We start from the raw sequence: 20145 nt of genomic DNA, 5'->3' as shown, positions 1-20145 counted from the left end.
AAATGATAAGAAAAGTTTTAGTCTTGTTGTGTGGCTTAGTACTAGCACCGCTAAGTGTTATGACATCTTTTGGTGCGATGGCAGATAGTCTGGAAGAGAACAGACTTGATGACTTAATTGGCTTATCGGCAGAGTTGGTGCGCGATACGGTTTATCCGGAAACGGAAGCGAATTACATCTTAAGGGTAGAATCGCGAGCGGATATTCATTTTTCTCGTGTGAACCCACCTCGGGGAGAGGGAGCTAATGTTCGACGAGGAAGCCAAGATCATGAGTATTATTTTGTTGGCAATGATGAGTTCAGGATTTCGACTTACCGCTTTTTGATCTCGGCGAAACAAATAGGTGACATAACCTTGGAAGGCGCGTCTTTAACCCATGTTGCGATCAATGAAAATGGTACCCGTCGTCGGGTGAGAAATCGGTCAAATTCCGTTACTTTGGTAAGCCGCCCAAAGCCTGAAAACTACCGAGGGTATTGGTTACCTTCGGATCAGGTAACCTTGGAACAACACTGGTCTACAGAGGCTTCAGCGTTGCAGGTTGGAGATTCTATAACCCGAACACTCCGTTTGGCTATTCAGGGTAGAAACATAGACTCCTTTCCCGAGTTGACGGTGGATTACCCTGAAAACATGAATGTCTACAGTGAACAGCCAAAGTTCAAAGCCATCGATGATGGAATGGAAATGACATTGAGGCAGGTCATAGTTCCCCGCGAAGAAGGGATGTTCGAAATACCCGGTTTGTCGATCCCTTGGTTCGATACCGTTAATAACAAGAGCACCGTCGCTACAGTTGAAGAGCTGGCATTAAATATATTACCGAACCAGACGCAGACATTGGCACTTGATGAACTGGAGCCAGAAGTGTCTGAACACAGCTATTGGCGATATGCGACCTTGACTGTCTCTGTACTGTGGTTGGTCACGTTAATGCGTCTGTATCAGGTCCATAAGCGCCTTCAAAGCCTGCAAACCACATCAGCGTCCAAACAGTCTCGGGAAGAGTGCAGCCTGCATACTGCGCTTGAGCAAGGTAACCACCAAGATGTTGTAAAGGCTTGGGGGAATGCAAATACTGAGGTGAAGGGGGAGTGTGGCCGGTTAATGGATGCTTATTTCGCAGCGTTTTATAGTACGACACCAACGGATGGCGAGTCAGAGCGTGCAGCGGTGTTGACTCAGCTAAAGGCGATGAAGCGGGGCAGAAAAGCCAAGGTGGACTTTGCTCCGATAGAGCCATAAGAAGAGAATTAACAATTAAATTAATAACTAAAGCGGCTGAAGTCAGGCCGCTTTTTTGTCTTTTGTTCAGCACCTATTCAATATTTAACTTGGTTGCTGCTTGATTTGAAATTAATAATCACTATTAACGTTACTGTTATTTGCTTGTGTTTAAGTAAAGCAATGTAAATTATTTGCCTTTTATATAATTAAATAACCCATTATTTAGTTGAAATAGTTTATCCAAGTGATTTCATTTCGATGTGTTAAACAAGCACTATTTCATCAAGATGCTGAGTTTTGGTGTTTATCTGTTTGATTTAATTTGTTTTTATCGTTTTGTCATGTCGAACGTAAATGGCTTGTTTCGATAATTTTCAACGTGATAGGCGTAAATTATAGATAAATGAGTGAAAGAAAGTTGAGATGTAAGCTTTATCGATTCGTATCTCAAGCCTGAATTATAGCCATGATAAAGTCATGATATTGGTATATGTTATAGTTATTGATAAGCAGAAATATACCAGTCTTATCACGTGTAGAAATATTCTAGTTGTTTTGATTAACACTAATTTAGAAAGTGTTATTTACCTGTTTATTGAAGCTTTATCATTGAGGAGTAGATGATGGGGATTAATATAAAATTAATGACTGCGTGCCTTGTTGTTGTACTCGCGGGGTGCTCTTCAACTATCGCGCTGAAGAAAGGCGAAACATGGGAGCAATTTGGCTACGATCTCGCCATGAGCGGCGGCAAGATGATTGAAACCTCTCGCCTCGAGTCGGTCGATGTCGCGGCCTACCAAAAAGGCTATGTCTCTGGCCTAAAGGCATTTTGTGAGCAAGATGGATATGATGTAGGCCTGAGCGGTTTGTTCTATCAGGGCACTTGTGATGCGATAAACCCTAACTTCGCTGAGCAATACAATATCGGTTGGGTCGATTATGAAATCAATCAGCTTAACTATGACTGGGAGCTTGGGACTTACGAACCGACCGTCGAAAGCTACGATTACTAAATCTCGTGCACTAAATTCCGTGCACATCTCGCCGAGCCTCAAAGCCTGCTGATCCTGTCAGCAGGCATTTTCATTTTAGCCACCCTGTTAACAAGCTAACGGCCTTCACATTTCAAGCTTCGACTTGATATGCATCTAGACAACTACGCACAGAGTAAATGGGCATTGGGTCTCATTTTTCAACATACGTCGTTGTCGAAATGATTCGACTAAATTAGTATTCGCCATAATGATTTTGGTTGTGTGCAGCGCTTAAATCCATGCTGAATATTGTCAGTATGCTTTTAATTTGCTGATTTTAAAGGTTTTGGTTGTTTTGGGTTGTTTTTCGAAACGATACGGCTTTGAGGCGTAAGAATCCCGCCTTTTTCCGTGATACAGGGCTTCCAGATAGATTTGATGATTTTTCGGGAATGGTATGAAAACAGTGATAAAGCCGACCTTGCTCGCGCTTAGTATGACAATGGGTGGTTATGTAATGGCAAGTTCAACCATGTTTAGTGACATGATCAATGTTGAGCGTACAGAATCTGCGTCAACGGCACATTGGCAAGATGACAAAGAGAAGATGGATGCCTTCATCGGTGGTTTGATTAACCAAATGACACTGAAGGAGAAAGTGGGGCAGTTAGATCTGCAAAGTGGCTTCCGTAATGTGACGGGACCATTCATTAATGAGTCCTACGAGCAGCAAATCAAGGATGGACAGGTTGGCGCTATCTTCAATGCTTATGGTGCTGATTTTGGTCGTGAACTGCAGAAAATTGCCGTTGAAGAAACTCGTCTGGGCATTCCGCTGATTGTCGGCCACGATATCATCCATGGTCATAAGACCATCTTCCCGCAGTCAATTGGTGAAGCCGCTACTTGGGATCTTGACGCCGTAAAACTTAGCGCGCGAGTTGCTGCAAAGGAAGCATCTGCTGATGGCATCATGTGGACATTCGCCCCTATGGCTGACCTAGTCCGTGACCCTCGCTGGGGCCGTGTGTCTGAAGCCGCCGGTGAAGACCCATTCCTTTCAACAGCCATGGCAGTTGCACGTGTCGAGGGTTTCCAGGGTGATGACCTGAGCCAAGAAGACACCATTATGGCGACAGCCAAACACTTTGTTGGCTATGGCCTGTCTCAGGCTGGTCGTGATTACCACACCACGGATGTGTCGGAGCACGAACTCTGGACGACGCAAATGCCTCCGTTCAAAGCCATGGTAGATGCCGGTGTTTCGACTTTCATGACCTCCTTCAATGACTTGAATGGTATTCCAGCCACAGGCAGCAAACGCCTTCTGACTGATATCCTGCGTGACCAATGGGGTTTCGAAGGGTTTGTAGTCACCGACTATACCGCCATCAATGAACTGGTTCCTCATGGCTACGCCCGTGACGACAAGCATGCAGCAGAGATCGCATTTAATGCTGGTGCTGATATGGACATGGTTGGTCAGCTGTATATCAACTACCTCGAAGAGCTTGTTGCCGAAGGCAAAGTGTCTGAAGAGAAAGTTGATACAGCTGTTCGCCAAATCCTCGAGATGAAATGGCGTCTTGGTCTGTTCGAAGACCCATACCGCTACAATGATGAATCTCGCGCCGAGCGTGAAATCCTCAGTGTAGAAAATCAAAATGCAGCACGCGATGTTGCACGTAAGTCTTTCGTTCTGCTTAAAAATGACAACCAGACGCTACCGTTAAAAGACGACGAAATTCAGTCTATCGCCTTGATTGGTCCACTGGCGGACAGCAAGTTTGACATGATTGGTAACTGGGCTGCCGCGGGGGATCGCAAGTCGCACCCAGTGACAGTATTGGAAGGGTTCAAGCACCGTTTTGGTAAAAACGTCAAGATCAACTACGCCAAAGGTGCAAGCTACGAATATATCACTTCACAGGAAGAAATCGATGCGCTTCAGGGTATCGGTGTTCCACGTATTACAGCCGATGATTCGTCACTTGAGAAAGAGATGAAGCGTGCCATCGCTGCAGCGAAAAAATCTGACGTGATTGTCATGGTGATGGGTGAAGAGCAGCGCATGTCCGGTGAAGCATCAAGCCGCACAGAACTGACTTTGCCGGGCAATCAGCAGCAGGTGATGGAAGAGCTGAAGAAGCTTGGCAAGCCTATGGTGCTGGTGGTTATGAGTGGCCGTCCAAACGATTTGCGCTGGGCTGATGAGAATGTCGACGCCATCCTTCATGCTTGGTACCCAGGTACCATGGGCGGTATCGCAATTGCTGATGTTATCTCTGGTGATTTTACGCCATCAGGCAAACTGCCAATGACCTTCCCGCGCTCTGTGGGTCAGGTGCCAATTTACTACAACGAGAAAAATACCGGCCGCCCTTACTTTGCGGATAACCCGAACCAGCGCCAGGAGCATTACAAGTCTCGCTACGATGATTCTCCGAACACGCCACTGTACGCATTTGGCCATGGTCTGAGCTACGCCCAGTTTGACTACGGTGACCTTCGCCTGAGCAGCGAAGAGCTGACAGTGGATGGTGAGCTCACTGTATCTGTCGATATTACTAACAGCGGTAATTACGCCGGTGAAGAAGTGGTTCAGCTATATACCCGCCAGCATGTCGGCTCGATTACCCGCCCGGTTAAAGAGCTGAAAGGTTTCCAGAAAGTGCATTTCGATAAAGGGGAGTCAAAAACGATTTCCTTCACTCTGACGCCTGCTGATCTTGCCTTTTACCGCGCCGATATGAGCTGGGGAGTAGAAACCGGTTCGTTTGACGTCTTTGTCGGTACCGCCTCGGACGATGTGAAAAAAGCAAGCTTCGAACTGGTTGAAAAATAATAATAAGTTAGCCCGTCTTTGACGGGCTTTTACAAAGGAATCATTTATGAAAAAAGCGCTGATTTCATGCTTGGTCGCAGGGGCATTTACCCAACCCTTAGTCAATGCTGCGGTTGCAGAAGAGCAAAGCTCCGGGGCGAGCCAAGAGCGGCCGAATATCCTGTTTATCATGTCTGATGACCACGCCGTACAAGCGCTGAGCGCTTATGGTCACCCTATTTCCAAGCTGGCTCCGACGCCAAATATCGATCGCATTGCCGCTAACGGTGCACAGTTCCAACAATCATATGTCACCAACTCCCTGTGCGGGCCGAGTCGTGCAGCAATGCTTACTGGTAAGTTTGGTCATGAAAATGGCTTTACCTACAACGGGCAGATTTTCGATGGCACCCAGTTCAACTGGCCCAACGCGCTTCAGGATGCTGGCTATACCACTGCCATGATCGGTAAGTGGCATATCAACCGTATCCCCAATGGTTTTAACTTTGACCATTGGGAAATCCTCAATGATCAGGGTGAGTACTACAACCCGGACTTCATCACTGCAGACGGCGTGACTATGGAGATGGGCTACACCACCGACTTGATCACCGATAAGACCCTAGAGTGGTTGGATGAAGGGCGGGATAAATCCAAACCTTTCGCACTGTTGATGCACCACAAGGCACCACATCGTAACTGGATGCCTGCTCCTCGCCATACTCAGCTGTTTGAGAACGTTGAGTTTCCGCTGCCAGATAACTTCTACGACAACTACGAAGGGCGCAAAGCGGCAAGCAAGCAGTCAATGACGATTGCTAACCACACTCAGGACGGCCATGACATCAAAATGACTGTCGCCGAAGGTGAGGGTGAGTGGCGTGAAGATATTTGGCCGCATTTGCTTGCGCGGTTAACCGATGAGCAGCGTGCCGAATGGGATAAAGCTTATCAAGCCCGTAATGATCACATGAATGCCAATGAAGCCAACTGGACAGAAAAACAGATGGCGGAGTGGAAGTACCAGCGTTACATGCAAGACTACCTTGCGACCATTGTTGCAGTGGATGAAAGCGTCGGCGAGGTACTGGATTATTTGGAAGAGAATGGACTGAGCGACAACACCTTGGTGGTGTATACCTCGGATCAGGGCTTCTTCCTTGGCGAGCATGGCTTCTACGACAAGCGTTTTATGTATGAAGAGTCTTTCTCCACTCCACTTGTTATGCAGCTTCCTGGCGTGATCAAACCGGGTACAGTGGTCGATGAGCTGGTGCAGAATATCGACTATGCCCCGACCTTTATGCAACTTGCCGGTTTGCAGACCCCGCAAGACGTCCATGGTAAATCGTTACTGCCACTACTGACAGGGCAAGGCGATGGTGGTTGGCGTGATGCGCTTTATTACCACTACTATGAATACCCGGGTTTTCATGATGTTGCCCGCCACTACGGGGTATCAGACGGTCGGTACAAATTAATCCATTTCTATAACCCTGATGATCAATGGGAGTTCTACGATCTGGAGGCTGACCCATCCGAAATGGTCAATGCCATTGATGACCCTCGCTACAAAGAAGAAATAGGGCGTCTAATTCACCGCCTTGCTGAATTGCAAGATGAATACGGAGTCCCCCCATTGAAAGAATGGCGAGACGCACCTCTAGAGCGTCACCCAAACCCATCTTTAGAAGAGTTGTTTCCCGATAGCTTCAAATAATTCATTTAACCGGTAACCGAAGGGTTACCGGTTTTGCCGTTTATATCCAAGCGTGATGAAAGAGGAAAAGTGACGATGACAACAACGGTCACGAATAACTATAAGAAACTGTTTTCTATAAGTTTACTTGCTGCAGCCATTGCCGGCTGTGGTGGAGGAGGTAGCGGTGGTGGTGGTAACGCGGGACCGCTACCACCTGATACGGAATGGCCAGAACAGGATGTGTCCATCAGCCCATGGTCATTCAATGGCGGAAGTAGCCAGAGTGTGACAACAGCAAAATTGGCGGGGAGCTATGCTGTTGCTGACACGGCAGGTTTGAATATCGAAATCAGGGATATTCATCAAGCGTTGAAGCACCGTATTGAGGCGTCGGAGATCGTGGACCTACTGCCCGATATGAACCTCAACCATGATACGGCATTGTGTGGAATGACCTTCACACCTTCAGGTCGTTTCCTCTATCTGGCTGTATGTGATAGCGAAGGTGGGCAGAAAGATGATGCGATTCTGGCTTACAACACTAATACCGAAACCTTGACCGTTTTCCACCGTTTATCTCTGCAGGAAAGCGGCGCGGGCAATGTGGCACGCGTCGGCATGAACTATTTCTCGTCGACTCTATTTGTCGGTGGCGACTCAGCGGTTTACCGCATTGAAGCGGATCGCAATGCAGCCTATGAGGTCGAAAATAATGGCCGTCAGCTGGACGTGGATAAGGTTTCGGTAACTGGCTCAGTGCAGGACATTGCCCTAGATATGGAAGCGGGAAATCTATTCCTTCAGACACCAAACAGCATCTACAAACTGGCGCACAATAGCCGTTCAGCCCAGCGAGTGTACCAGCAAGAGAACCTGACGGGTGTTGCATTCAGCCGGGTTTTTGGCAACGAAGAGGCGGCTGGCCTGTATATCAGCGTGGAGCATGATGACAAGACTGGACTACTGTTTTCACCAATAGACAAAGTACGGAGCAGTGGCCAGCTATCACCGGTTCAGTACCTGTTGTCGGATACCCCATGGCATGATTTCAGCCTAACGGCTGATGGTCAGTTATTGTTTGTCGATGATAGCGCCTTCATGTTGCGTGATGAAAAAGATGAGCGGATGAGCTTTGATGAGTGGACGCGCGATGAGCTGTCTCAATACGTTAAGGCTATCAAAGGCCTGACAGCGTCTGGTATGTCAGGCAATTCCGCATCACCGGAAGGTTTTTTGCATCGCAAGCTTGAGCACACCAATCCAAATACCACGCCTATTGCCGATAATGTCGGCTGGGCTCTGTATCTACTGATGGTTGCCGACCAAGTGGAATATGACCCTGAGATTGAGCACTATATTGAGCTGTTGATTAAGCGCCACGCTGGCTTGCATGAAGACGGCAAGGGCGGGGAGAAAAGTATCGATGGCCACTTTGTTCGAAACTACAACAGCGACGGAACAATCAACTCAAACAATCCGCAATATCAGGTGTACATCAGCATGAAATTCCTGCCTGCCGCGATTAAAGCGGCAGAGATGTACCCAGATAACCAGAATATTGTCAGCTATGCCAAATATCTGCAGCAGGTGTTCCAGCGCTCTGGGGATGTGGTAAGGGCAGAGCAGCGTATCACCTGGGACTCGGATGACTTTGGCCCGGTGCGCCTTAATCGCCTAATGTCCAATGAAACCTGGCTATACGGGGATATTGCCGCTGCCCAGGATCCCATTGCGACCCGCAACTATGGCAAATTCACCTATGAAAGGGAAAACTTCCTCTATGACTACGAGCTGCTCGATCAGCCAGTGATTAAATCATCGCACTCGGCGTTTATTATCATGGGGGGACCGCTTATTTTGGACCACCACTTCCATGGTAAGTCGTGGGCGGAACAAAATAATAACTACTATGCACTGACCCAATCGGAAACCGATGAGCTGGGCTTTACCTATTTTGCCGGATTCTCTGCAGGCCATAGCCCTAACTCGAACGGTAACTACTACAACGATGGCCCGACCGACCACCCCGATGATTTTATCCATTTCCCTGCGGTGAGCGGCTTTGGCCAGCTAGGCAAAACCGATGCCGTTGTCGGCGCTTACATGGCCTACCGCGACGGCCGCCGCCAGACCATGAACAGTGCAGGTGATGAAGATGCCCACCTTCTGATGCGTTGGTCGGCTAACATGCCAGACTACGACAAGATGAGCGTGGGGATTGCGGACTTTTGGTACGGTGCCATTGGGCTTGCGGAGACTATTCAGCCAGGCGTGGTGCAGCCATTTAGAAATACTTTCTACCGTCCTGATGTGAAACAGGGGCGCGATAAGTTTGGGCGTCAACAGCTGCTCTTTTCGACGATGACACCACGTTTGATTCTTGGTGTTGATGCTGACGGTAAAGAACATGAGCTTGGTTACCACCGTTCACCGTTTACATTGCCGGTCAATGCGGATTTTGTTGATTACCGCGTCGAAGATCCAAAAGGAGATTGGGTTGAGCTAGATGATATCGTTGGTATCCACAATATTACCGCGCCACTAGAAGGCCGTGAGGTGATCTTTAGTAACCCGAACTTCGATCAAGACCCGAAAGTGGGTTGGCAATTGCTTGCTGGAACAGCTGATCATGGCGGTAGTATGCATGAGATTGATAAGGCTCTAGGGGTTACCTTAAGCCGTGATGCGCAGCTTACTCAGGCGGTTCACCTGCCTTATGGACTTGAAGACAGTCAGTACCGTGTGTCGACGCTTATTGAACCACAAGGTGAGTCAGGACGTGCGAAACTGCGTTTAAGTTGGTCTAGTACGGGTGATATTGCTGATATTGATGAAGCAACACAAGTGACTTCAGGTAACGTATTCGGTAATTGGGACGCCAAACTTGTATCGCTGGATATTAAGCAACCTGCGAATGCCAGCTATCTGCATATTGAGTATCTTACCGAAAGCGACGGAAAATTTGTGTTTGGTAACACAGCGCTACAATCTTTTGGGGCTCTTCACTCTTCTGCTAATGATGATTTAGGAAATGGCAGTGAATCATTTAACTTTTATCTAAGCGGTGGTGATACAAGCTGGGAAAGTGTTGAGCGGAAAATCGATATTTCAGGTGATCCCGACGGGACGCGCTACTTGATTCGTTTTAATGTCAGTGAGGGTAATGAGCGCAAACTGGCTGATGCGAAATTCGAAGTGAAGTTCGATATCGAGAACCCGCAGAGCCCGCCTAACTCAAGTGCTAACCCAACGGGGGATTGGCGAGATGTTGGCTTTATAGATGATGATACCCCTGAAGAGATGACGGTGACAGTCCGTAAGCGGCCAGGTGAAACGGCGCTGAATCTTGTGTTCCGTATGAAGCAAAACGAAGGTTATACCGGTGAGAGCTTCGTAACGTTGGATAATGTGCGGGTATACCAGCAAAAGTTGCTGGACGATAATTACTGTAACCACAGCGCACAGTGTTATTAATTGACTAATAGTTAGCGATTAATCGCTTTGTAAGAGAGAAGCCCAACTGCTACGTAGTTGGGCTTTTTTGTAGGTGCCATACACTGTATATATTCATCGTGAGCTCTTAGTATCGTTCACGGCAGATAAAACGTTTCGAAATGAGTGAAAAATATGCAGCGCCATTTCAATAATTTCACGTTGAGAAAGTTAGAGCTATATCAAAGTTTTGACTAATGATGGCCGAATTAACAGCAACATAGTGCTTAATTGTCGCTGTGTATTTGCCTATTTAGCCGGTGCTACAAAGGGTTATTTTGGGTTTAAGTTGCTGATTTTTAATGTTTTAAGTGTTTTTTGAAAGCGGTTTGCTCTCCGGCTGACAAAAAAGTGTGACCCATGTACCTGATTTGCGACCTTTTGTTGACAGTAAATAGGGCATTACTTACTATCTGTAGAAACGTTTCAACACAAACAATTTTCTACGAAGAGTACGGTTATGGCCCAGGTCAAGCTGCAAAACATAAACAAAATTTATAAGAATGGTTATCACGCTGTTCATGATTTTTGTCTGGACATCAAGGATGGTGAGTTCATGGTGCTGGTTGGTCCTTCGGGCTGTGCCAAATCAACCACACTGCGAATGATTGCCGGGCTTGAAAGTATCACCAGCGGTGATCTTCATATCGGTGATAAGCATTGCAACTCAGTCCTACCGAAAGATCGTGGTATTGCCATGGTGTTCCAGAACTACGCACTGTATCCACATATGACTGTGCGTCAGAATCTGGCTTTTGGTTTGGAGACTCGCAAGAAGTCGAAAGAAGAAATTCATCGCCGTGTTACAGAAGCGGCAGAATTGCTGGAAATCACTGAATTGCTTGACCGTAAGCCGGGCCAAATGTCTGGTGGTCAATGTCAGCGTGTTGCTTTGGGCCGTGCCATGGTACGTAAGCCAGAAGTTTTCTTGTTCGATGAACCGCTTTCAAACCTAGATGCGAAATTGCGTGTTTCAATGCGGATGCGAATTTCTCGTTTGCACGATGAACTTAAGCAGAGTGGTAAACCTGCAACCATGATCTACGTAACCCATGATCAGGTTGAAGCATTGACCATGGGCGACCGCATCTGTGTGCTAAACCGTGGTGCCATTATGCAGGTTGATACGCCAATGAACCTGTACCACAAACCCGTAAATAAGTTTGTTGCTGAATTTATCGGTTCACCGACCATGAATATGCTGGAAGGTAAACTGACAAAAACCGAATCTAATAAAATGGCTGTTGAAGTTGACGGTCATCTATTCGAATTGCCAGAAGCGAAGCAAGCCCGAGCTGAACAATATAACGGCCACGAAGTATTTTTAGGATTGCGACCTGAGCATATTAATATCGGTGAAGCGAGCAACAGCTGCGAAGCCAAAATTACAGAAGTTGAAGAAATGGGTTCTGAGTCTTTTGTTTATCTAAACTTCGCAGGTAAACAATTGATTTGTAAATATGTAAACCCAGACATTGCATTGTGTAAACAAAGCATGCATCAAATTTATTTCAATATGGATAAGTGCCATATTTTCGATAGAAGCACCGAAGAAAACATTTTTATTCCGACAGAATAACAGACAGTTTTAAATTTATATTATAGGTATTTTAATTTCATGATTCACACTATTTCTGACTCAAGCCATGTAGTCTCAAATGGCTTACTAAACCTAGAATTTACTGAGCATAATGTTCTGAAGAATATTAAATCTGGTAATGTAATGGTAAACCTTTACGAGCCAAGTGAATTCGAAGGTGCTTTGTCAAATGTATATATTCGCGTTAAAAGCGACGCTGGCATGTCATTCATGCCGCTTATGCACCTTAACCACAATATGCGCACTTTTCGTACTGAAGCTGGCTTGGTTGGCTGGGAAACCACCACAGAAGCTTTCCGTGCAACGGTGGTAATTAGCCTAGATGCACAATCTGAAAAAGTATTCTTTACCACTCAGGTAGAAAACCTGCAAAAAAGTGCTCTGAAATACGATTTGGTGTTTGGCCAAGACCTTGCGCTTGCCGATGAAGGCGGCGTAAAAAGCAATGAGTGCTATGTTAGCCAATACCTAGACCATCAGGTATTTAACCTAGAGCAAGCGGGTTATGTTATCTGCTCGCGCCAGAACCTGCCTCAGTCTACGGGTAACCCTTGCTCTCAAATTGGCTCACTGACTGATTCAATTGTTGGTTACTCAACAGATGGTTATCAGTTCTTTGGCAAAAACTACCGTTTTGAGCCAACGCCAGTAGTACTTTCTGAGCCAACACTAGCAAACGAAAAACTTCAGTTTGAAATGGGTTATGTCGCGCTGCAAACTGCGGACATTACACTGGCTCCGGCAGAGCAGTCTCAGTCGGTATTCTACATCTCATTCGGTACTAACCTAGAAGGTTCGAATGTTGCTGAAGCGGGTGATCTTGAAACTATCAAAGCGGCATATTCAGTGCCGGCAATGACAGCGGCAACAGAGCAAACACTGCCTTCATTCTTCCTAAATGGCTATAACGTTCTTGTTGGTGACGAGCTTAGCGCAGAAGAAATCAAACATTTCTTCGGTGAAGAGCGTCGCTTTGCAGAAGAGCAAGACGGCAAGCTATTGTCTTTCTTCTACGGCAAGCAAAAAGGCGAAAGCCGTTATGTAACACTCCCTGCCAAAGAGCGTGTGCTTGAGCGTTCAACTGGTCACATGGTTTCTTCTGGTAACTGCCAGGACTTCCAAAATGCCGTGATGAGCTCAACCCATGGTATGTATGGTGTGTTTAACTCTCATGTCGTTATTGGCAATACCTCTTTCAACAAACTGTTGGGTGTTGACCGTACGTCGCTGAACCTATTCAAGTACAGCGGTCAGCGTATCTGGTTGAAGGAAGGTGAGGATTTCCGCATTCTTTCAATGCCATCAGCTTACGAAACAGGTCTTAACTTCTCGCGCTGGGTATACAAATACCAGCAAGGTTATATCGTTGTAACCAGCTTCAGTGCGCAGGATACCTCTTCAATCCAGCTAGATATCGAAACCGTTAATCTATCTGATGCGCTTGAAGTCATTGTGACCAACCAAATGGTAATGGGTAACAATGAAAATGATGCCAATGTCGTGGTTGAGCACAAAGATGACTACATGACTGTTTCTGGCGACTTCGAGCTGATGAACTCGGTTCACCCTGAGCTGACCTACGCGATTCGCCCTGACGCTTCACTGGCAGAAGTGTCGCTAGTGAAAGCTGATGACAGTGTTCGTTACGTACTGTTCCAAGGTAAGGTACAAGACAAAGCAAGCCTGACGATTCAAGGTGCAGTGAGCGCTGAACAGGTAACGGCTCCGTTAGCACTGGACTTTTCTGCTGAAATTGAAAAATACCAAGCTTCACAGCACGCACTGATCAATAACTTCCACATTGATTTCGAGAACGACAGCTACAACGCACAGAAGCTGAATGACACTATGCAGTGGTTCACCCACAACGCATTGGTACACTACAGCACGCCACACGGCCTAGAGCAATACTCTGGTGCGGCGTGGGGTACGCGTGATGTTTCTCAGGGCCCATTCGAATTCTTTATGTCGATGCAGCGCTATGATCGTGTGGTTGACCTACTGAAAACCATCTACAGCCACCAGCATATCGAAACCGGTACTTGGCCTCAGTGGTTCATGTTCGATAAATACGCCAAGATCCAGCAGGAAGACTGCCACGGTGACATCGTAGTTTGGCCTTTGAAAGCCATCGCTGATTACATCACGGCCACAGGCGATCTGGATGTACTGAACATCGAAGTGCCATACACCAGCATCGAAGACGGCTTTGCCTTCACCACTGAAACTTACACCCTGTTTGCTCACGTTGAGCGCCAGGTTAAACACATCATCGACAACCTGATCCCTGGCACATCGCTATCATGCTACGGAGACGGTGACTGGGATGATACTTTGCAGCCGGCTAACCAAGCCCTGCGTGAAAACATGGTCAGTGGCTGGACTATCCCGCTAACACTACAAGCGTTGAAGACTTTGAGCGCAGCTCTTGAAGGCAACCCTGATTTCGCCGTTTTTGTTCACAAGATCAATAAACTGGCTATCGAAATGGAAGAGGATTACAACAACCTGCTGATCAAAGACGGTGTTATTGCTGGCTTTATCCACCTACCGAACAAAGACGTCGATCAGGTTGAGTACCTTCTTCACCCGTCAGACAAGAAAACAGGCATCAAGTACCGCCTGCTGCCAGCATCACGTTCTATCATCTCTGAAACGTTCGACAAAGAGATGGCAGACAAGCACATGGCTATTATCGAAGAGAACCTGGTTCACCCTGACGGCGTGCGCCTGATGGAGAAAATGGCGAAATACCAAGGTGGTAAGCAGAGCTACTTCAAGCGTGCCGAACTGGCTGCAAACCTTGGTCGTGAAGTAGGTCTTCAGTACTGTCACGCTCACATTCGTTTCATCGAAGCACTATGTAAGATGGGTAAAGCGGATGAAGTTGCGCAGAACCTGTACAAGATTGTCCCTGTGGGTATTCAAAAGGCTGTACCGAACGCAGAAGTACGTCAGTCTAACGCTTACTTCTCAAGCTCTGACGGTAAGTTCAATGACCGCTACGAAGCGTACCGTGATTTCGACAAGCTGAAAAAAGGCGAAGTCGCAGTGAAAGGTGGCTGGCGTATCTACTCAAGCGGCCCTGGTATTTACATCAACCAGGTGATCAGTAACGTATTGGGTATTCGTTTCGATAACGAGTCTTTGGTACTCGACCCAGTGATTGCCAAGCAAATGGGTAAAGTGACGCTGGACTTCACGCTATACGGCAAGCCATGCCGCTTGGTAATTAACCCAGAGCAGGGTACTTACACACCGAAACGTGTTGAGCTAAATGGTGAAGAGCTTGCTATTTCGCTAATGCCAAATGCTTACCGAACTGGTGGTGCGCTAATCGAGAAGCAACTAGTCGCTTCCATGCTGCAAGATACGCAGAACGAGCTGACTATCTGGCTATAGTCGTAGGGCCTGACACCCCGGTTTCCGGGGTGTCAACCTAATCATCTGTCGTATTATGTGTTGTGCGTCAATGTTACTCACTTTCGATTTGTAGAAACGTTTTACATGATCCGTTATAATTTACGTTGAGAACTAGCTACAAATACAAAAAATTATTTTTTAGTACGCAAGGCTGCAACTAATTACGGTTTAAGTGAGAGGAATAAGGTTTAGCTAATGAGGCCTACAATCAAAGATGTCGCTAGAGAAGCGAAAGTATCTATTTCGACAGTGTCTTACGCGATTAACAACAGTGATCGTATCAGCGAGAAAACTCGTAACCATGTACTTGAAGTCGCCAAGAAGCTGAACTATTCAGCAAACAGCAATGCTAAGCGCTTAAGACAAAAGAATGTGGGTGCTATTGGTATCTTCTTCAACTCTTGGTTCGGTCCAATCTACAGTGAGTTAGTCCAGGGAATCGAGCGTAAAGTTCATGAGATGGGTTACGACTTGATTGCATGTAGCCTGTTTGGCGGCGCGGAATCAACGGCTCACCGTTACCTGAAAGATCAGATGATTGACGGTGCCATTATCCTGAGTAACGCGTTCGATGATGATTTCCTTAAATCTGTGGCTTCCAAGGACTTGCCGATTGTCGCGCTAGATCGTGAAGTTAAAGCAGAGCATATCTACAACATCTTGATTGATAACTTCGGTGGTGCATTTGGTGCAACCAAGCAGCTTATTTCAAATGGCTGTAAGCAAGTGCATTACTTCTGTGGTCCAGACGACTCATACGACAACCAGAAACGTTTGGAAGGCTACATTGCCGCGCTTGGCTTCTACAATGTCAAATTTGATAATAACTTAATTATTAAATCTGATTTCACGGAAGAAGACGCATATTTAAAAATGAAGGAAATTATTGAACAAGGTGAAGCACCGAAAGCAATATTTTCTGCAAATGATGAAATGGCTCTCGGTATTATCCGAGCTGCGAATGAAAATGGTATTAAAATTCCAGAGCAATTAAAGCTGATTGGTTTTGACAATATCAGAGAATCTGAAAGAACGACACCGGCATTAAGTACTGTTACTCATCATAAGTATGAAATGGGTGTTAAAGCTGTTGAAGTGCTATTTAGTGCAATGAACAGTGAAGAAGAAATCGAACAAGTGACAATTCTACCGACTCAAATTGTTGAACGAGAAACCGTGTAGTTTTTATTTTTGATTTATTCTTTCTTTTAGGTCCAAAAAACATATCTAATAATTGGTTGCCATGAAATATTCATGGCAACAGCCATGTTTTGTGATTTGGGGCGATTTTATATAGCCTTATAAGGATAGCGAAATGAAATACAAGTGGCTTACAGTTCTCTTAGTTGCCATGGCAAGTTCTGTTTGTGCCAAAGAAAGAATAGAGTTTATGGTGTCATCGGGTGACCAGATGGCATTTGTAAACGAAGTCATTAAACCCGAATATGAAAAGCGTTATCCTGATGTTGAATTAATTCTTACTAACGACGGCAACCTTGAAACTCGCATGGCAGCTGGTGATTATCCGAATGTGTATGCGGGTATTTTTGGTTACATGGTACCGAGGTACGCCAAGTTAGGTCGTTTGATGTATCTTGATGATTTCGATGGCTTCGATGAAATGACAGATCGCATCGAACCGCAATTTATGGAAAAGCATTTCGGCCGCCAGTATTACATCCCGTGGCACGCTACCACGCAAATGATGATTTATAACAAGGACCTATTCCGCGAAGCAGGATTAGACCCAGAGTTGCCGCCTCAGACTTGGGATGAATTGTTAGTTGCCGCTGAAAAAATTAATAACTTGCCAGCACGTTCAAATGGCAGCCGGGTTCATGGCGTTGCCCTGTGGAACGACGCGCTAGCAAGCGGTGGTTGGTACTGGAACATGCTGTCACCAATGTATTACAACTTCAACGATGGTGAGTACCAACTACTTAACCGCTACGGTACCCACCCGGTATTCGATAAAGAAGAAGCAGGCATGGTGCCATTCCTTGAGACCATGAAGCAGCTTCAGCAGTTTGCCCCGCTGACAATGGAGCAGAACTTCTTCTCGCGTACCATCGGTATTTGGCCGCAGTACGGTATTGCCTGGCGTGCCAACCTGCAGGACGCAGCAGGTAAGCCAATGGTGATTGGTGAGGATGTCGGTATTGCCCCAATCCCGGTTCGTGAAAAAGGTGATACGCACTACTCCAACCTTGATGGCCGAGCTTTGATGGTATTTAAGAATACTCGTCATATTGAAGAGCGCAGCTGGCAGCTTATCGAGCTGCTGATGGAAGATGATTTCAACCTCAAGGCGAATATGGCGCTGCAGAACTTGCCGACCCTGGCGTCACTGCAAGAGCACCCATACTTCCAAACAGAGGACATCAAACCGTTTGTCGACCAGCTACAGCATGTGGTGATGAACGAGTCTAATGCTTCGGTCTCGGAAGTATCGAGCATCATACTGAATTACTATTCGCAGTCGGTTGTTATGAACAGGCTAACACCAGAAGAAGCAGTTCGCGCAGCTACAGAAGATGTTAAGAAAATAATGCACCGGTAACGGTTTACTTTATTGCGAATTCGGCTGCAGGCCTAGCTGCAGCCAACCAAAGATTTTAATTTTTAAATGGAATAAAAGCCATGAACATAAAACGTTACTGGGTGCCATACCTGTTTATGTTGCCGTGGGTAGCATATTTCATAATATTTATGCTGTACCCGTTCTTCTTGTCATTACAAAATAGTTTTTTAGATATAAACATTCTTAACCCTGAAAATACCCGCTTTGTTGGTCTTGGGAATTGGGTGGATTCAGCGACAGATTATAAATTTTGGAAATCTCTTTTTAATGTCTTTTTCAATCAGATAATTTTCATCACATTGAGTTTCGTCTGTGCAATGGGCGTAGCCCTGATGCTGAATGAAATTACTTTTTTATCGAGCCTATTTAGAACCGTTCTTTTTATTCCGGTTGTGACATCAATCACGGTTGCAATGATTATCTTTGACTTTGTTGCAGGCCCGAATGGTCCAATTCAGTCATTAATGATGGATTGGAATGTGCTGAGTTCGCCTATCTTCTGGAAATTTGAAAAGTGGTTACCAATGCCGGTGATCGCGGTATTCAGTGCCTGGAAGTGGTTCGGCGTTCAGATGATTATTTTCCTTGGTGGTATTGCCAGTATTAACCGTTCTTTGCTTGAAGCTGCAGATATTGATGGTGCGACCTGGTGGCGCAAGATCACTAAGATTATCTTGCCGCTGATCAAGCCGCAGATTGTCTTTGTTATGACCATCAACGTGATTAACGGTTTGCAGATGTTTACCGAAGTATTCATGAACTTTGATTTGCAGGGCGGCCCTCACAACTCGGCCCTCACGCCTGTACTTCACTTGTACCAGACCGGTTTCGAACAGATGAAGATGGGTGAAGCGTCAACCATTGGTCTACTGCTTGCGATTGTTATTTTCGTGTTGACCATGCTTCAGTTGAAATTGACTAAGGGTAAGGACTAACCATGAATAATTCCAATAAAGGTAAGCTGCTCATTTATATCGGCTTGTTAGCTGCCAGCCTGATCGTGCTTTACCCGTTCTTCTTTATGATCATCAACTCGTTCAAGTCGGGCTCAGAGATCATGCACTCGCCGAATGCCTTGCCGACCTCGTGGTCTGCCAAGGGCTATATCGAGGTGTTTGACAGCGTTAATCTATGGCGCATCTTCTTCAACACCATTTTTGTTTCGGTATCGGTGATGGTGCTTAACTGTCTGCTGTCTGCCATGGTGGCCTTTGCAATTGCCAAAACCAAGATGCCTGGTCGCCAAGTATGGCTGCGTTTGATTCTGTCTTCGATGATGGTACCGGCGATTCTGTTCACCATTCCTGTGTACATGATGATGTATGACTGGGGCTGGGTGAATACCTATCGCGTGCTGATCATCCCTGGGGCGATCAGTGCCTATAATATCTTCCTGCTATACCAATTCATGACTCAGGTCGATGAGGCCTACCTTGAGGCGGCACGTATTGATGGTGCCAGCGAGATGCGTATTTTCTTCAAGGTTGTCCTGCCAATGATGCGCCCTGCGATGGCGACAGTTGGCATTCTGACCTTCATGGGGGCATGGAACGACTTCATGGGGCCGCTACTGTATATCCGTGACGACTCTATGCTGACCCTTCAGCTAGCACTGTTTAAGTTCCAGCAAGATATTCCTGCCGGCAACCTCGAACAGGTATGGGCGATGACGACGATGATTGCCGTACCGGTTGTGTTTGTTTTCTTCTTTATGCAGAAGAACTTCATCAAGGCGTTCACTGGGGTAGGAGTTAAGTAATGAATGTATCTCAGCTTAAAAAAATCGTTCTCCTACTCTCCGTTGTTCTCGTGGCTTATTGGGCGGCGTGGGGCAAGGCGTATTTCTTGTCCAAAAGTTATTTCGATTATGCGGTAGAACAAGAAGCCGCGGGAAATTACGTCATTGCGCTTAAAGGAATGAACAAGCTGGAACTGCGTATCGACGAGCAATACCTTGGTGGTTACCAGCAAGTTATCGAATCCTGGGAGCATGCGTTGTTTGGCATCCGCCCTGCCTTTTATGAGGAAGCACTGGTTGCGCCAGGCCGGTTAATCCCGCAATTTGCTGATGAAGATCTACAGTCCTTCATTGATATCTATGTTCAGCTCGATAGCAAATACGTACCAGAAGTCGCCTTCGCACAGTTACAGCGTGCTCGGCAAACTGGTGATGAAGAGCTGGCTGCAGAGATGGAAGATTTTCTGACCCAAGCATTCCCTTACTTTGATTTTGAATAAATCATTTTTCACCTTTTGCCGCCCTGTTAGGGCGGCTTTTTTCGATGATCTCTGCTGAGATGAATTCGCACAAATAGAT

General features: G+C 46.3%; 12 protein-coding genes. All 12 read left to right on the top strand.

Translation table 11 applies throughout. The features are described 5' to 3' along the window. The first annotated feature begins 2 nt into the window (after nucleotides 1-2). The 12 genes from ACXAD4_RS20930 (at nucleotide 3) to ACXAD4_RS20875 (ending at nucleotide 20066) form a co-directional block, all read left to right on the top strand. Complete coding sequence (locus ACXAD4_RS20930; RefSeq protein WP_475243873.1) at nucleotides 3-1247, top strand: hypothetical protein; 1245 nt, start codon at nucleotides 3-5, stop codon at nucleotides 1245-1247. A gap of 605 nt (nucleotides 1248-1852) precedes the next feature. After that, on the top strand, nucleotides 1853-2245 hold the full coding sequence (locus ACXAD4_RS20925) for a DUF2799 domain-containing protein (protein ID WP_317522310.1): 393 nt from the start codon (nucleotides 1853-1855) through the stop codon (nucleotides 2243-2245). A 418-nt stretch (nucleotides 2246-2663) separates the two neighbouring features. Continuing rightward, on the top strand, nucleotides 2664-5051 hold the full coding sequence (bglX, locus tag ACXAD4_RS20920; RefSeq protein ID WP_475243871.1) for a beta-glucosidase BglX: 2388 nt from the start codon (nucleotides 2664-2666) through the stop codon (nucleotides 5049-5051). A gap of 46 nt (nucleotides 5052-5097) precedes the next feature. Further along, nucleotides 5098-6750, top strand: coding sequence for a sulfatase family protein (locus ACXAD4_RS20915; RefSeq protein WP_475243869.1), 1653 nt, complete (start codon nucleotides 5098-5100; stop codon nucleotides 6748-6750). A 75-nt stretch (nucleotides 6751-6825) separates the two neighbouring features. Next, complete coding sequence (locus ACXAD4_RS20910; RefSeq protein WP_475243868.1) at nucleotides 6826-10206, top strand: hypothetical protein; 3381 nt, start codon at nucleotides 6826-6828, stop codon at nucleotides 10204-10206. A gap of 478 nt (nucleotides 10207-10684) precedes the next feature. Then, nucleotides 10685-11803, top strand: coding sequence for an ABC transporter ATP-binding protein (locus ACXAD4_RS20905; RefSeq protein WP_475243867.1), 1119 nt, complete (start codon nucleotides 10685-10687; stop codon nucleotides 11801-11803). Nucleotides 11804-11842: 39 nt separating this feature from the next. Beyond that, nucleotides 11843-15226, top strand: coding sequence for a GH36-type glycosyl hydrolase domain-containing protein (locus ACXAD4_RS20900; RefSeq protein WP_475243866.1), 3384 nt, complete (start codon nucleotides 11843-11845; stop codon nucleotides 15224-15226). Between the two features lie 216 nt (nucleotides 15227-15442). Further along, the gene (locus ACXAD4_RS20895) at nucleotides 15443-16429 is read left to right on the top strand and encodes a LacI family DNA-binding transcriptional regulator (protein ID WP_475243865.1); all 987 of its coding nucleotides are present in this window, start codon (nucleotides 15443-15445) and stop codon (nucleotides 16427-16429) included. Between the two features lie 133 nt (nucleotides 16430-16562). Beyond that, nucleotides 16563-17807, top strand: a complete 1245-nt coding sequence (locus ACXAD4_RS20890; RefSeq protein ID WP_475243864.1) for an extracellular solute-binding protein — start codon at nucleotides 16563-16565, stop codon at nucleotides 17805-17807. A 353-nt stretch (nucleotides 17808-18160) separates the two neighbouring features. Next, complete coding sequence (locus tag ACXAD4_RS20885) at nucleotides 18161-18763, top strand: carbohydrate ABC transporter permease (protein ID WP_237156886.1); 603 nt, start codon at nucleotides 18161-18163, stop codon at nucleotides 18761-18763. Nucleotides 18764-18765: 2 nt separating this feature from the next. Next, a complete protein-coding gene (locus ACXAD4_RS20880; RefSeq protein ID WP_039464854.1) occupies nucleotides 18766-19587 on the top strand; it encodes a carbohydrate ABC transporter permease in 822 nt (273 codons plus the stop codon). Further along, nucleotides 19587-20066 carry a hypothetical protein gene (locus tag ACXAD4_RS20875; RefSeq protein WP_475243863.1) on the top strand — a complete coding sequence of 160 codons (480 nt, stop codon included), beginning with the start codon at nucleotides 19587-19589 and terminating at the stop codon, nucleotides 20064-20066. The genes ACXAD4_RS20880 and ACXAD4_RS20875 overlap by 1 nt, the downstream gene beginning before the upstream one ends. The last annotated feature ends 79 nt before the right edge of the window (nucleotides 20067-20145 follow it).

Source organism: Photobacterium sp. AWH4_225, assembly GCF_056158405.1.
Note: the sequence above shows the minus strand (reverse complement) of the source record. Positions and strands in the feature narration are given on the sequence as shown.

What these genes read in the sequence shown, in the direction of transcription:
- ACXAD4_RS20930 (WP_475243873.1), top strand. Translation starts at nt 3, where the DNA reads ATGATAAGAAAAGTTTTAGTCTTGTTGTGTGGCTTAGTACTAGCACCG.
- ACXAD4_RS20910 (WP_475243868.1), top strand. Translation starts at nt 6,826, where the DNA reads ATGACAACAACGGTCACGAATAACTATAAGAAACTGTTTTCTATAAGT.
- bglX (WP_475243871.1), top strand. Translation starts at nt 2,664, where the DNA reads ATGAAAACAGTGATAAAGCCGACCTTGCTCGCGCTTAGTATGACAATG.
- ACXAD4_RS20895 (WP_475243865.1), top strand. Translation starts at nt 15,443, where the DNA reads ATGAGGCCTACAATCAAAGATGTCGCTAGAGAAGCGAAAGTATCTATT.
- ACXAD4_RS20915 (WP_475243869.1), top strand. Translation starts at nt 5,098, where the DNA reads ATGAAAAAAGCGCTGATTTCATGCTTGGTCGCAGGGGCATTTACCCAA.
- ACXAD4_RS20905 (WP_475243867.1), top strand. Translation starts at nt 10,685, where the DNA reads ATGGCCCAGGTCAAGCTGCAAAACATAAACAAAATTTATAAGAATGGT.
- ACXAD4_RS20880 (WP_039464854.1), top strand. Translation starts at nt 18,766, where the DNA reads ATGAATAATTCCAATAAAGGTAAGCTGCTCATTTATATCGGCTTGTTA.
- ACXAD4_RS20925 (WP_317522310.1), top strand. Translation starts at nt 1,853, where the DNA reads ATGGGGATTAATATAAAATTAATGACTGCGTGCCTTGTTGTTGTACTC.
- ACXAD4_RS20875 (WP_475243863.1), top strand. Translation starts at nt 19,587, where the DNA reads ATGAATGTATCTCAGCTTAAAAAAATCGTTCTCCTACTCTCCGTTGTT.
- ACXAD4_RS20900 (WP_475243866.1), top strand. Translation starts at nt 11,843, where the DNA reads ATGATTCACACTATTTCTGACTCAAGCCATGTAGTCTCAAATGGCTTA.
- ACXAD4_RS20885 (WP_237156886.1), top strand. Translation starts at nt 18,161, where the DNA reads ATGCTGAATGAAATTACTTTTTTATCGAGCCTATTTAGAACCGTTCTT.
- ACXAD4_RS20890 (WP_475243864.1), top strand. Translation starts at nt 16,563, where the DNA reads ATGAAATACAAGTGGCTTACAGTTCTCTTAGTTGCCATGGCAAGTTCT.